Origin of the sequence: Actinokineospora sp. UTMC 2448 (genome assembly GCF_024760565.1) — a bacterium.
In the GTDB taxonomy this organism is placed as follows: Bacteria; Actinomycetota; Actinomycetes; order Mycobacteriales; family Pseudonocardiaceae; genus Actinokineospora; species Actinokineospora fastidiosa.
Genome location: NZ_CP031087.1, coordinates 6263516 through 6276715, shown reverse-complemented (window position 1 = coordinate 6276715; position 13200 = coordinate 6263516). Strand labels below are relative to the sequence as shown.

Annotated in this window: 15 protein-coding genes; 9 read left to right on the top strand and 6 right to left on the bottom strand. The window is 71.8% G+C overall.

The features are described 5' to 3' along the window. Positions 1 to 103: 103 nt before the first annotated feature. The 3 genes from Actkin_RS28845 to Actkin_RS28835 form a co-directional block, all read right to left on the bottom strand. Complete coding sequence (locus Actkin_RS28845) at positions 104 to 1321, bottom strand: cytochrome P450 (RefSeq protein ID WP_189209643.1); 1218 nt, start codon at positions 1319 to 1321, stop codon at positions 104 to 106. Between the two features lie 223 nt (positions 1322 to 1544). Next, positions 1545 to 2015 carry a MarR family winged helix-turn-helix transcriptional regulator gene (locus Actkin_RS28840; protein ID WP_189209644.1) on the bottom strand — a complete coding sequence of 157 codons (471 nt, stop codon included), beginning with the start codon at positions 2013 to 2015 and terminating at the stop codon, positions 1545 to 1547. Between the two features lie 117 nt (positions 2016 to 2132). Then, a complete protein-coding gene (locus Actkin_RS28835) occupies positions 2133 to 2591 on the bottom strand; it encodes a MarR family winged helix-turn-helix transcriptional regulator (protein WP_258904981.1) in 459 nt (152 codons plus the stop codon). A gap of 543 nt (positions 2592 to 3134) precedes the next feature. Here Actkin_RS28835 and Actkin_RS28830 point away from each other — a divergent pair. The 4 genes from Actkin_RS28830 to Actkin_RS28815 are packed head-to-tail and all read left to right on the top strand — an operon-like array spanning position 3135 to position 7517. After that, positions 3135 to 3938 (top strand): AfsA-related hotdog domain-containing protein, encoded by an 804-nt coding sequence (locus tag Actkin_RS28830; protein ID WP_189209646.1) that lies wholly within the window; start codon positions 3135 to 3137, stop codon positions 3936 to 3938. A gap of 5 nt (positions 3939 to 3943) precedes the next feature. Then, complete coding sequence (locus tag Actkin_RS28825; protein WP_396123010.1) at positions 3944 to 5644, top strand: acetyl-CoA carboxylase carboxyltransferase subunit alpha; 1701 nt, start codon at positions 3944 to 3946, stop codon at positions 5642 to 5644. 3 nt (positions 5645 to 5647) lie between these two features. Next, on the top strand, positions 5648 to 6139 hold the full coding sequence (locus Actkin_RS28820) for an acetyl-CoA carboxylase biotin carboxyl carrier protein (RefSeq protein WP_258904979.1): 492 nt from the start codon (positions 5648 to 5650) through the stop codon (positions 6137 to 6139). 7 nt (positions 6140 to 6146) lie between these two features. Continuing rightward, positions 6147 to 7517, top strand: coding sequence for an acetyl-CoA carboxylase biotin carboxylase subunit (locus Actkin_RS28815; protein WP_258904978.1), 1371 nt, complete (start codon positions 6147 to 6149; stop codon positions 7515 to 7517). A gap of 62 nt (positions 7518 to 7579) precedes the next feature. Here the strand turns inward: Actkin_RS28815 and Actkin_RS28810 are convergent, their stop codons facing one another. Together Actkin_RS28810 and Actkin_RS28805 are read right to left on the bottom strand one after the other, a co-directional pair. Then, the gene (locus Actkin_RS28810; protein ID WP_189209649.1) at positions 7580 to 7921 is read right to left on the bottom strand and encodes a DUF1801 domain-containing protein; all 342 of its coding nucleotides are present in this window, start codon (positions 7919 to 7921) and stop codon (positions 7580 to 7582) included. Positions 7922 to 7949: 28 nt separating this feature from the next. After that, a complete protein-coding gene (locus Actkin_RS28805; protein ID WP_258904977.1) occupies positions 7950 to 8342 on the bottom strand; it encodes a VOC family protein in 393 nt (130 codons plus the stop codon). Positions 8343 to 8426: 84 nt separating this feature from the next. On the opposite strand from Actkin_RS28805, the gene Actkin_RS28800 reads away from it, so the two are divergent. Beyond that, complete coding sequence (locus tag Actkin_RS28800; protein ID WP_258904976.1) at positions 8427 to 8876, top strand: MarR family winged helix-turn-helix transcriptional regulator; 450 nt, start codon at positions 8427 to 8429, stop codon at positions 8874 to 8876. Positions 8877 to 9238: 362 nt separating this feature from the next. Here the strand turns inward: Actkin_RS28800 and Actkin_RS28795 are convergent, their stop codons facing one another. After that, positions 9239 to 10030 (bottom strand): AfsR/SARP family transcriptional regulator, encoded by a 792-nt coding sequence (locus Actkin_RS28795; RefSeq protein WP_189209652.1) that lies wholly within the window; start codon positions 10028 to 10030, stop codon positions 9239 to 9241. A gap of 230 nt (positions 10031 to 10260) precedes the next feature. Here Actkin_RS28795 and fabI point away from each other — a divergent pair, with 230 nt between their 5' ends. The 4 genes from fabI to Actkin_RS28775 are packed head-to-tail and all read left to right on the top strand — an operon-like array spanning position 10261 to position 13107. After that, entirely contained in the window at positions 10261 to 11073 is an 813-nt protein-coding gene (gene fabI / locus Actkin_RS28790; RefSeq protein ID WP_258904975.1) for an enoyl-ACP reductase FabI, read from the top strand. Then, complete coding sequence (locus Actkin_RS28785; protein ID WP_189209654.1) at positions 11070 to 11528, top strand: MaoC family dehydratase; 459 nt, start codon at positions 11070 to 11072, stop codon at positions 11526 to 11528. Before fabI ends, Actkin_RS28785 begins: the two co-directional genes overlap by 4 nt. After that, positions 11525 to 12073, top strand: coding sequence for a flavin reductase family protein (locus Actkin_RS28780; protein ID WP_258904973.1), 549 nt, complete (start codon positions 11525 to 11527; stop codon positions 12071 to 12073). Before Actkin_RS28785 ends, Actkin_RS28780 begins: the two co-directional genes overlap by 4 nt. Continuing rightward, on the top strand, positions 12070 to 13107 hold the full coding sequence (locus Actkin_RS28775; RefSeq protein WP_258904972.1) for a beta-ketoacyl-ACP synthase III: 1038 nt from the start codon (positions 12070 to 12072) through the stop codon (positions 13105 to 13107). The genes Actkin_RS28780 and Actkin_RS28775 overlap by 4 nt, the downstream gene beginning before the upstream one ends. The last annotated feature ends 93 nt before the right edge of the window (positions 13108 to 13200 follow it).

Sequence of the window (13200 nt, the reverse complement as noted above, 5' to 3'; positions counted from 1 at the left end):
AGCCCGGCTCCCCCCTCTGTCCATTGTGGTGCGCAAGCCTGACCGACCGCTGACGGCAGGCGCGCCCGGCGGATCCCGCGCGGGGTGATCCGCCGGGCACGCCCTACGGCCGGATGCGGTCGTAGCGGACGAACAGCCGAGCGGGACCGCGCAGGTTCACGTGCGGACGGTAGGTGAGCAGCTCCTCGTCGACCTCCGGGTTCTGCACGCGCCGGGCGAACTCGGACAGGGCGATGCCCGCCTCCAGCTTGGCCAGGCTGGCGCCGATGCAGAAGTGCGGGCCCGCGGCGAAGGCCAGGTGGTGGTTGGCAGCGCGCCTGGGGTCGAAGCGGTCCGGGTCGGCGAAGGCGGCCGGGTCGCGGTTGGCGGCGGCGAGCAGCAGCATGATGACGCCGTCCTGCGGCACCGGGACGCCGTCGATGTGGGTGGCGCGCCGCGCCACGCGGGTCACCATCTGCGCGGGCGTGTCATAGCGCAGCACCTCGTCCACGGTGGTCGAGGCCAGCGCCGGGTCCTCGCGCAGCGCGGCCAGCGCCTCCGGGTGGCGGGTCAGCGCCAGGACGCCGTTGGCGATCAGGTTCGCGGTGGACTCGTAGCCGCCGACCAGCAGCAGCGAGCACGTCGCCAGCAGCTCGGCCTCCGACAGCGCGTCGCTGGTGCGCTCCAGCTGGACCAGCCGGGAGAGCAGGTCCTCGCCGGGGCGCACCCGCCGGTAGGCGATCAGGTCGGCGAAGAACGACCGGAAGCCGTTCTTGGCCAGCTCGACGTCGGCGATCACCATCGGGTCGCCGATGTCGGTGGCCGGGTCGAGGGCGCGCACCAGCCGGTTCGACCAGTCCTGCAGGATGTCGTGCTCGCCCGGCGGCACGCCGAGCAGCTCGTTGATGATGGTCACCGGCAGCACGTTGGCCAGCTGCGACACGGCGTCCATCGCGGTCGCCTCCGAAGCGGAGTCGAGCTGGCGGCGGACGATCTCGCGGATGCGCGGCTCCAGCGCGGCGATGACGCGGGGGGTGAAGGCCTTGGCCACCAGGCCGCGCAGCCGGGTGTGGTCGGGCGCGTCCATGGACAGGAACGAGTCGGTCGGGACCTCGTCCGGCGTCGCGCCGAAGGTGGCGCCCAGCAGCGAGCGCTGCCGGTCGCTGCTGACCGTCGGGTCGCGCAGCACCGCCGAGCAGTTGCGGTAGTCGCCGACGACGACCAGGGCGCCGCCCAGCTCGGCCCGCGGCGCGCTGCGCAGTCCAGCCAGCACCGGGTACGGGTCGGGGCGGGCGGCGGGGTCGAACAGTGTCGCCAGGGAGGGTTCCGCGGTCACGGTCATGGTCTTCACCCCTCGTGTGCAAGCCCCGCGGGGCGTGTGATGAGTCGAGGACCACGATATCAGGGTACTGGTATAGATCAAGGTTCGAATACGTGAGGAATCCTTATCCCGCACCGCATCCGCGCAGGTCGAAACCGGACTGGGTCGTCAAACCCGGCCCGGTTTCGCCATCCCAAGGTCGCAGGGGGGTCTGACCGGCTGCTGACACCGGCCGCCGCGCCCGTCAGCGCGCGTCGTCGGGCGCTGGGCTGAACGCGTCGATGACGCGCTGCAGGTAGTCGCGCAGCTGGCTGCGCTCGGCGGGCCGCAGGACGCCGGTGAGGCGCGCGCCCGCGGACTCGGTCAGCGCGTCGGCCTTGCGCAGCGCGGCCCAGCCCTTGGCGCTCAGCCGCGCCAGCAGGACCCGCTCGTGGACGTCCGACGGGGTGCGCTCGATGAGCTCGCGCTCGGCGAGCTTGGCCAGGATGGCGGCCATGCTCTGCGGGGTCACCAGGCACAGCCGGGCCAGGTGCGCGCCGGAGAGGTCGGGGCGCTCGGCGAGGACCATCATCGTCGAGTACTGGCGCACGGTGAGGTCCAGCGTGCGCAGCAGCTGCGCGGTCCTCGTGCTGATCGCGTGCTCGGCCGACCGGATGGTGGCGCCGAGTTCCCGCAGGCCCGGTGCGGCCGGACCACCAGGGGATGCGGTCTTCATGTGGTCCCCTCCCGGCCGTGAGTATGCGCCCGAAGTATAGCAGGGCACGGTCTCATGTCAGAACTCGAACATGGGAGAGGGGCCGCAGTCCGCTGCGGCCCCTCTCCTCGCGGCGGGTCACTTGCCGCCGAGCACCTTCACCGCGCGTTCGAGGTAGTCGGCGAAGCGTGCCAGCTCCTCCTCGGTGAACTCGGCGGCGAGGCTCTCCTCGACCGCGTGCGCCTTGACGTCGGCCCGCTTGAGCAGCGCGCTGCCCGCCCGGGTCAGCTTGGTGACGAACACCTTCTGGTGCACGCTCGACGGGGTGCGGGTGATCAGGCCCTTGGCCTCCAGATTCGCCAACACCGTCGCCATGGTCTGCGGGGTGACCGCGCAGATCCTCGCCAGTTGCGCCCCGGACGCGCCGGGGAGGTAGGAGAGGACCAGCAGTCCCGCGTACTGCGGCACAGTGAGGTCGAACGCGCGCAGAGCCGCGGCCTTGGCCGTGGTCAGCGCCTGCTCGGCACGCTTGATGGCGTGACCGGGGCGACGGGCGATCTCCGCCTCCAGGTCCGCGATGCCAGACCGTGTATTCAAGCCAGCCTCCTGTTACGAATCTGACTTATGATAGGGCGCTGTCGATTGCGGCCACAACCGCGCCCGAGGGTGTTCCCCGGATGGCGTAGATCAAGTAAGGTCCCTGGCGTCGCTGCGGCGCGGGCGCCGCTGTGTCCGGACAACGTGAAGGACGCTCATGAACAAGCGATCGACCGGGCGGCGCAGGCGCCCCCGATTACCGGCCGTCGGGCCTATCGTCCGACGATTCCCTGTCTCCGCCATGACCGCGGTCCTATCGCTGCGCGCGTCCACGACGTTAGCGGCTACCCGAGGGTGCCGCCGAACGGGGTAGCGTCAGTCGGCTGTCGGATGGCTGTCATTCAGTGGTTTGTCAGCGCTTTGTCCAGGCGCTAACGATAGTAAAAGCCTTGTCCGACAACGTATGTGGGGGCTCGGAGCGCGGTCTGGACGTGCTTGACTTCGGGTACGCAGCGTGGTCATCATTCTGATGGGACTCAGCCATACGAAGACAAGTTCGTATCCTGATACAGCGCAGAGGTTTAACACGAGGGGACCGCAGACATGGACGTGCAGCACAGGCCAACGATCCACCTTGTCGGGGAGCGCTTCTCGGCCTTCGCCGCCAACGACGGCGTGGCCACCGTCAACCGGTTCATCGGAAACATCCGCGGTGGTTTATATGACGATCTGCCCCATCCCGTGCGGCTCGGCGCCGGTCAGGGCGTGGACGCGTCCGACTGGGAGGTCGTGGCCGCGGAGCTGGCCAGGCGGGGGCTGCTGAGCGGGTTCCACCTGCCCGCGGTCCCGGTCGTCGTGCCCGCCGACCTGGTGCACAAGCGCAGCCAGGAGAACGTGATGCTGGCCGACGCCCGCCGCAGGGGCCCGTCGCGGCTGGCCGCGCGGCTGAACCTGTCCGACATGAACGAACTGGTCCTCGACCACGTGACCGGCCAGCACGTCGCGGGCATGGTCCTGATCGAGGCGGCCCGCCAGCTCATGCACCTGGCCAACCACGAACTCGTCGTCGACGGCGACGCCCACTCCTTCGTGCTGTGCTCGCTGGCCGCGGGCTTCGAGGGCTACGTGTTCCCGCTGGGCGTGGACCTGGAGTGCGCGCTGACCCGGCTGGACACCTCCAAGCCCGCCCGGCAGGACTACAGCGCCGAGGTGCTCATCAGCCAGGGCGGGCAGACCCGGGCGCGGGTGCGCGCGGAGTACCAGATCGTGCGGACCCGCTCGCTGACCCGGCAGGAGGCCATGCTGGCCGCCAAGGCCGCCGCGTCGGCCGAGCCGGACGTCCCGCCCCGCGTCTGCGCGGCCCCGGTGGCCCTGCGCGGCGAGCGCGTCCCCACCACCGCGTCATGACCGACATGCTCAGCCGCGCCGAGGAGATCCGCGCGCGCATCCGCGACGTCCCCGCCGGGACCTGGGTCAAGTGCCCTGGCTGCCGGGCAGGCGCGCACCGCGACCGGCTCGCGCGGCACCAGAACACCTGCCCCGAGTGCGGCCACCACTACCCGCTGACCGCGGGCGAGCGCGTCGACCTGCTGGTGGACACCTTCACCGAGCACGACGCCGACCTGCGCCCGCTGGACCCGCTGGAGTTCGTCGACAGCAAGCCGTACCCGGCCCGGGTGCGCGACGCCGCCCGCAAGACCGGCCGCCAGGACGCCGCGGTGTGGGGCGTCGGCTCGGTGCTGGGCCACCCGGTCGTGCTGTGCGTGCTGGACTTCGGCTTCATGGGCGGCAGCATGGGCGCGGTCGTGGGCGAGAAGGTCAGCCGCGCTGCCGAGCACGCGCTGGCCACGCGGACCCCGCTGGTCGTCTGCTCGGCCTCCGGCGGCGCGCGCATGCAGGAGGGCGTGTTCTCCCTGCTGCAGATGGCCAAGACCGCCGCCGCCCTCCGCAGGCTGTCCGACGCTGGCGTGCCGTACGTGTCCGTCCTGTGCGACCCGGTCTACGGCGGCGTGAGCGCGTCGTTCGCCAGCCTGGGCGACATCATCATCGCCGAGCGCGGCGCCCGCGCGGGCTTCGCCGGGCCGACGGTCATCGAGCAGACCATCCGGCAGAAGCTCCCGCCCGGCTTCCAGACCGCCGAGTTCCTCCTGGAGAACGGCCACATCGACGCCGTCGTCGGCCGCGCCGAACTCCGCCTGACCATCGCGCGTGTCCTGCGCTGGCACGCCGCGGTGACGGCCCCGCCCGAGCCGTCCGACACCGCCCACACTGCGGAAACCCCTGTCTCCGATGCTCCTGCCGGGAGCGCGTGGGACGTGGTCCGCCTGGCCAGGGAAGGCCGCAGGCCGCACTTCGCCGAGTACGCCGCCGGCGTGTTCGACGACTTCCTCGAACTGCGCGGCGACCGGTCCAAGGAGGACGATCCGTCCGTCGTGGGCGGACTGGCCCTGTTCGACGGGGCCGCCGTCGTCGCCATCGGGCACCGCAAGGGCAGGGGGACCGCCGAGGGCGTCGCCCGGAACTTCGGGATGCCGCACCCCTCCGGCTACCGCAAGGCCGCCCGGCTGATGCGGCTCGCCGAGCGGGTCGGCGCGCCGCTGGTGACGTTCGTGGACACCCCGGGGGCCTACCCCGGCATCCGCGCCGAGCAGGAGAACCAGAGCGGTGCCATCGCCGACAACCTCGCGCTGCTGGCCGGGCTGCGCACGCCGGTCGTGTCCATCGTGGTGGGCGAGGGCGGCAGCGGCGGCGCGCTCGCGCTCGGTGTCGCCGACCGGCTGGTCATGCTGGAGAACACGATCTACTCCGTGATCAGCCCGGAGGGGTGCGCGTCCATCCTGTTCAAGGACGCTGGCCGCGCGCCGGAGGCCGCCGAGGCGCTGCGGCTGACCGCGGCGCAACTGCACGCCGCGGGCGTGGCCGACCGGATCGTGCCCGAGCCGCCCGGCGGCGCGCACACCGACCACGAGGCGACGTTCGCGGCCGTGCGCGCCGCGCTGAGCGCGGAACTGGCCCCGCTGCGGCAGGTCCCGCTCGGGGAGCTGCTGGACCGCAGGTACCGCAGGCTGCGCTCGGCGGGCACCTTCGCCGACGCCGACACCGAAAGGCTGTAGATCATGTCACCTCTGGACGCGGCCCAGCTCAGCGAGGTCCCCCGGCTGAACCGGCGCACCGCGCAGACCGACGAGGTCGCCGCCGCGCTCGCCGGGGCCGGGCAACTCGCGGAGATCCTGCGCCGCACCGGCGCTGCCCGGATCGCGGTGACCGTCGGCGACATCCAGTGGGAGGTCGAGGCGCCCACGGCCGAGACGACCGTGGTGGCCGCCGCCGCGCCCGCGCCGGAGCCCGTCGCCGACGCGGTGTCGCTCGGCCACGACCTGACCGCCCCGCTCGTCGGCGTGTTCTACCGCCAGCCCGGGCCGGGCAAGGCCCCGTACGTCGAGGTGGGCGACCGGGTCGAGACCGGGCAGCAGGTGGCCATCGTCGAGGCCATGAAGATGCTCAACGAGGTCGTCGCCGACCGGCCCGGCGTCATCGGGGCGGTGTACCCGGCCGACGGCGACGTCGTCGAGTTCGGGCAGCCGCTGTTCCGCATCGACCCGGCGTGAGGCGGACATGGTCGACAAGATCCTGGTCTGCAACCGCGGCGAGATCGCCGTCCGGGTCATCCGGGCCTGCCGCGAGCTGGGCATCCCCAGCGTCATCGCCTACTCCGCCGCCGACCGCGACTCGCGGGCCGTCGCCCTGGCCGACGAGGCCGTGTGCGTCGGGCCGGGCCCGTCGCCGCGCAGCTACCTGAACGTGCCCGCGCTGATCCACGCCGCGGAGAAGACCGGGGCCGACGCCGTGCACCCCGGCTACGGGTTCCTGTCCGAGGACGCCCAGTTCGCGTCCGTGTGCCAGGACCTGGGCATCACCTTCATCGGCCCGCCGCCGGACGTCATCACCGCGATGGGCGACAAGACCAACGCCCGCCGGGCCATGGCCGCCGCCGGGCTGCCGCTGCCCTCGGGCAGCGAGGAGCCGCTGTCGGGAGCGACCGAGGCGCTGGAGCGCGCAGCGGCCGTGGGCTACCCGGTCATCCTCAAGGCCGCCGCCGGGGGCGGCGGCAAGGGGATGAAGGTCGTCCACCGCGCCGACGACCTGCCCGCCGCGCTCGCCGAGGTGCAGCAGACGGCGCGCACGATCTTCCTCGACGACCGGGTCTACCTGGAGCGGTTCGTGACGGGCGCCCGGCACGTGGAGGTCCAGGTCCTCGGCGACAACCACGGCACCATCGTCCACCTGGGCGAGCGCGACTGCTCGATCCAGCGCCGCCAGCAGAAGCTGGTGGAGGAGTCGCCGTCCACCGTGCTCAGCGAGTCGATGCGCGCGGAGATCTGCGCCGCCGCGGTGACCGGCGCGGCCGCCGCCGGGTACCGCAGCGCCGGGACGGTGGAGTTCCTGGTCGCGGGCGACGAGTTCTACTTCATGGAGATGAACAGCCGCATCCAGGTCGAGCACCCGGTGACCGAGGTCCGCAGCGGGATCGACCTGGTGGCGTGGATGATCCGGGTGGCGTCGGGCGAGCGATTGGCGTTCACCCAGGACGACATCGCGCTGTCCGGCCACGCGATCGAGTGCCGGATCAACTCCGAGGACGCCGCCCGGGACTGGGCGGGCTCCTTCGGCCGCCTGGAGCGGTTCGTCCCGCCCGCCGGGCCGGGTGTGCGCGTGGACACGCACGGGTTCCCGGGGTACAAGATCCCGCCGTATTACGACTCCCTGCTGGCGAAGGTGATCGTGCACGCCGACTCGCGCGAGGAGGCGCTGGCCCGCATGGACCGCGCCCTCGCCGAGTTCGACTGCGCCGGTGTGTCGACGACCATCGGCTTCCACCGTGAGCTCATGTCCCACGCGACGTTCCGCGCTGGCACGCACCGGCTCGATTTCGTCGACCGGTTCCTGACCGAGTCCGGGACCCTGCGGGAGGCGCCTGTGGAGTGAATCCGATCGCGGGAATCATGGGTGGCCAGGGCGCGGGAGTCTCTCCCGCGCCCTGGTCTTCTTCACTGCCTGTCCAGCTCGACGGCCTGCGTGATGTAGTCGCCCAGCGCGGCGCGGTCGATGTCGTCGGGCTTCTTGAGCTTGACGTGCCTCGTCTTCTTGCCGACGCCGTCGAGCAGGCCGTGGGCGTCGGTGAACTCGGCGCCGCGGTCGAAGGCGAAGGTGATGTGCGTCTTGGCGGCGCTGACGATCGCCAGGTTCTTGGCGCCCCGCCAGGCGAGGGACCCATACGCGATCACCTCCTGGGCGTCGGGGGCGTGCTGCTTCATCAGCTCGCGCAGGATGGCCACGGTGGGCCGGTGGGCGGGCGCTACGCGCGTCTCGATGTACTCGTCGACGGTCATGGCGGTCTCCGTTCAGGCGGTTTCCGGTTCAGTTGGCGGGCATGGCCATGTGCATGGCCTCCCAGAGGTGTCCGTCGAGGTCGGTGAAGGCGCGGCGGTAGAGGAAGCCGAGGTCGGTGGGCTCGCCTGCGGCCTGGCCGCCCGCGGCGACGGCGGCGTCGGCCAGCTCGTCGACCCGCTCGCGGCTCTCGGCGCCGACGGCCAGGACCACCTCGGTGCCCGCCTCGGCGATGTCCTTCTTGGTGAAGGACTTGAAGTAGGGCTCGGTGAGGAGCAGGACGGATGTGTGGTCGTTGACGACCATGGCCTCCATGTTCTCGTCGGCGAACATCGGGTTGAAGGCGAAGCCGAGCGCGGTGAAGAAGCCCTTCGCGGCGGCCAGGTCGCGCACGGGGAGGTTGACGAACAGCTGCGTGGTCATGGGGGGTTCCTTTCGCGATCACTGGAACCGAGGCTATAGTCATGGGTGTTGATAGTCAAGGATCGTGACTAATTGGAGCCGCCCATGACCCGCGAGCCCGACCTGGCCATGCTCGCAGGCAAGCTGCTGTTCTCCCTGCAACAGGAACTCTTCGACACCCTCGCCGAGCAGGGCCACCCGGATGTGCGCCCCCGCCACGGCGCCGTGCTGGCCTACCTGGACCCCCAAGGCACCCGCGCGACAGACCTCGCTCAGCGCTCCGGCCAGCACAAGCAGATCGTCGGCACGATCGTCGACGAACTGGAGAAACTCGGCTACGTCCGCCGCGCCCCCGACCCGGCCGACCGCCGCGCGAAACTCGTCGTCCCCACCGAGCACGGGATCGACGAGATCACCAAGGCCCGCGCCATCCTGGCCGCCATCGAGAACCGCCACCGCGAGGAGATGGGAGGGGAGGCGTACGCGGCCTTCAAGGAGGCCTTCCACCAGCTGGTCCGCCGTCAACGGAGGTGGCGGGACGCGGAGGGGAAGTAGGCCGGGCGGGCGTGGTGGCTAGCCGGTCCGTTTCGGTGCGAAGGCGAGCCGACTCATCGGGTCACGCTCGACATGGTCGGGCACGAAGTGCTGCGGGCGACCCGGTGAGCCGCCCGCGCCAGGGCGCGATGGGCCTGCTTCGGCGAAGGAGCGCCGTTGTGGGCTCGGGCGGGGCCGTCTTGTCGGAGGCGGGGAGGTGTCGCCGCGGGTCCGTCGGCGGCCGTCGTGCCGGAGGGCCTGCTTTCGGCGAGGGAATACCGCCGCCTGCTCATCGGGCGGGGTTCGCCTGGGGCCGACTTCTGGGAGGGCGTCGGTCCGGAAGAACGCCGCCGACGAGCGTGGGCGCTCGTCGGCGGGGTGGGTCAGGAGTTCGTGTGGGCCGGGACCGGTCGGGGTTGGAGGGCGGGGTCGTGGGCGAGGATCGCCATCTGGCACTTCTGCAGCACCGGGGACGGCTCCACGCCCAGTTCGTCCATGAGGCGGTTGCGCATGCGCTGGTACGCCGCGAGCGCGTCGCGCTGGCGGCCGCCTCGGTAGAGGGCGACCATGAGTTGCTGGCACAGCCGCTCGTTCAGCGACTCGCTCTCCACCAGCTCGCTCAGTTCGGCGACGATCTCGTTGTGGCGGCCGATCTTCAGCTCCGCCTCGAACAGCCGCTCCAGCGCCGCGGCGCGGTACTCCTTGTAGCGCACGGCCGCTGCCTGGCAGATGAAGCCGCCGAGGTTGCCGCCGAAGGTCGGGCCGCGCCACAGCGTCAGGGCGTCGCGCAGCTTGGTGATCATCTCGTACGGGCTCAGCGCCGTGTTCGCCCGCACGTCCAGCAGGGCGTGGGTGAAGATGTCGGCGTCGAAGGTGTCGTCGTTGAGGCAGAGGCGGTATCCCGACGGCATGCTCAGGAACCGGGGCGCGGTCTCGTCCGGGTCGACGGACCGCAGCCGCCTGCGCAACCGGCTGATATGCGCCTGTAACGCGTTCTCCGCGTTGCGCGGGGGGTTGTGTTCCCACAGCTCCCCGATGAGCGAGTCGGTCAGGACCAGGCGGTCGTGGTTGACCAGCAGGGCGGCCAGCAGCGTGCGCTGGAACGTCCCGTTGATCTCGACGGGTTCCCCCTCTGCCTGAACCTCGATCGGACCGAGGATTCGGTAGGTCAGCATGGTCAACTCCTGTGGCTGGTCGGGCGACGGCCGGACCGCTGGTACCTTCGAATGCTTCCATGTATCAGGACTCTGATGCAAGGCGTATCCCGATGGTAAACGGATTCGCCGGTGCGGTGCGCGAGGTTTGGGCCGATGTGTCCGCCCTGGTCAGTCCGGCATCAACTCCCCGTCAGGCCGGACGTTGAGCATCGGTGCCGTGCCGAACCGTCAACCCCGATGAGGTAGCGATGTTCCTTCACGGAAAGCGATTGCTCGTCACCGGCGTGGTGTCGACCAAGTCCATCGCCTACGCCGCGGCGCGGCTGGCGATCGAGCAGGGCGCGCAGGTCACGCTGACCGGGTTCGGCCGAGGACTGCGGATCACCCAGCGGCTCGGCGACGACCTCGGCGCCGAGGTGCTGGAGCTCGACGTCACCCAGCCCGACCACATCACCGCGGCCGTGCTGCGGATCGAGGAGAAGTGGGGCGGCCTCGACGGCATCCTGCACTCCATCGCCTACGCCCCCGGTGACGCCCTCGACGGCGGCTTCCTCACCGCCGAGTGGGAGCACGTCGCCACCGCGCTGCACGTGTCGACCTACTCCTACGCGGCGCTGGCCAGGGCGTTCGCCCCGCTGATGCCCGGCGGCTCGATCGTCGGCCTCGACTTCGACGCCAGCGTCGTCTGGCCGGGTTACGACTGGATGGGCGTGGCGAAGGCGGGCCTGGAGAGCGCCAACCGCTACCTCGCCCACGCGCTCGGCCCGCAGGGCATCCGGGTGAACCTCATCGCCTCCGGCCCGCTGCGCACGATCGCGGCGAACGCGATCAAGAGCTTCGGGGTGTTCGAGACCGTCTGGCGCGAGCGGGCCCCGCTGGGCTGGGACGAGGAGGACGCCACGCCCGTCGGCCGCGCGGTCTGCGCGCTCTGGTCGGACTGGCTGCCCGCGGTGACCGGCGAGGTCATCCACGTCGACGGCGGCGTGCACGCCGTCGGCGGGACCGTGCCCGCCGCGGCGGCCGCGCCCGAGCAGCAGCACGAGATAGCCGCGGTCCGATGAGCATCCCGCTGAGCGAGCTGGAGTCCCACGCGGGCCGCGAGCTGGGCGTGTCGGACTGGTACCCGCTGACCCAGGAGGTCGTCGACCAGTTCGCCGAGGCGACCCGCGACTTCCAGTGGATCCACGTGGACCCGGTGCGCGCCGCGGACGGCCCGTTCGGCGGGCCGATCGCGCACGGGATGCTGACGCTGTCGATGCTGCCCGCGATGGTCACCGACACCTTCGCCGTCGACGGCGCTGACTTGATCATCAACAAGGGCTTCGACAAGGTGCGCCTCGGCAAGCCGGTGCCCGTCGGCTCGCGGGTGCGGGGCGCGGTCCGGTTGACCGGGGTCCGGCCAAGGCCCAAGGGCTACACCGAGGTGACCCTCGGCGTCTCCGTCGAGGTCGAGTCCGCCGAGGGCGCTGCCCTCACCGCCGAGATGATCTTCCTGTACCACGCGGAGGCGGCATGATCCCCCAGGCCAGGGCCGCGCTGCGCAAGCTCGCCTCCGGCGTCGCCGTGCTCACCTACCGCGACGGCGAGCACGCCCACGGGGCCACCGTCAGCTCGGTGAGCGCCGTGTCGCGCGACCCGCTGCTGCTGGCGATCTGCCTCGGCACCGGCTCCCGCTTCGGCGAGCTCGTCGGCGCGCCCGGCGCGCGCTTCGCGGTCAACATCCTCGGCGCGGGGCAGGCCAGGCTGGCGGGCTGGTTCGCCGACCCGCGCCGCCCGCTCGGCCTCGTCCAGTTCGACTGCGTCGACTGGCTGCCCGACGGGTTCAGCGGCGCGCCGCTCATCGACGGCTCGCTGGCCCGGCTGGGCTGCGAGGTCCGGTCGGTCACGCTCGCGGGCGACCACCACCTGGTCGTCGCCGAGGTCGTCACCGGCGTCCCCGGGGACGGGCCGCCGCTGCTCAGCTTCGCCGGACAACTGCACGACGGGGATCTGCGCAGCCTGCCGGAGCGGCAGGCCCACCCGTACGCCCTTGAGGAGGAACCCATGGGAGCCGCCCGATGACCGCCGCCGTCGTGACCGGGGTGGGCGCCGCCATCCCGCCGCGCGTCGTCACCAACGACGACCTCGCTGGCTACCTCGACACCTCCGACGAGTGGATCCGCTCGCGGACCGGCATCGCGTCCCGGCGCTGGGTCGACCCCGGGATGTCCACCGGCGACCTGGCCGTCGCCGCGGGCGAGCTGGCCCTGCGCTCGGCGGGCATCGATCGGGTGGACGCGGTCGTCGTCGCCACGACCACGCCCGACCGGCTGTGCCCGGCGACCGCGCCGGAGGTGGCGACCCGGCTGGGCATGACGGGCATCTCCGCGCACGACGTCAACGCCGTCTGCACCGGCTTCCTGTACGGCCTGGCCAGCGCGGTGGGCCTCATCGCCGCGGGCAACGCCCAGACCGTGCTGATGATCGGCGCGGAGGCGTTCTCGACCATCCTCGACCCGCAGGACCGCAGCACCGCGGTGATCTTCGCCGACGGCGCGGGCGCGGTCGTGCTGCGCGCGGGCTCCCCGGACGAGCCGGGCGCGGTCGGCCCGATCGTGCTGGGCAGCGACGGCAGCCTGTCGGACCTGATCCAGATCCCGGCGGGCGGCTCCCGCCAGCGCTCGGCGGGCACGCTCGCGCCGCCGGAGGACCACTTCTTCCAGATGCGCGGACGCGAGGTGTACCGGCACGCGGTGGAGCGCATGGCGGCCTCGGCGCAGGAGGCGATGGTCAAGGCCGGGCTGTCGATGGCCGATGTGGACAAATTCGTCCCGCACCAGGCCAACAACCGCATCTCGGTCGCCGTCGGCGAACGCCTCGGCCTCGTGCCCGCGCAGACCGTGTCCAATGTGGACCACATGGGCAACACGGCCGCCGCCTCGATCGGCGTCCTGCTGGCGGAGGCGTCGGTGGACGGCGAACTCCACGCGGGCGAACGCCTCCTGCTGACGGCGTTCGGCGGCGGTCTGACCTGGGGCGCCACGACGTTGGTCTGGCCAGCTTTGACCGCCCACATGACGGTCCTGCCGCGTCCGGTCAGCGCGGTGGCGGTGTAGCCACGCGACTCCTCGCCACGGCAGGCAACGGCGCCCGTTCATCGACCCGAACGGCGGATCCTCCCATTCGGCTGCTGTGCCGGTGTTCAATAA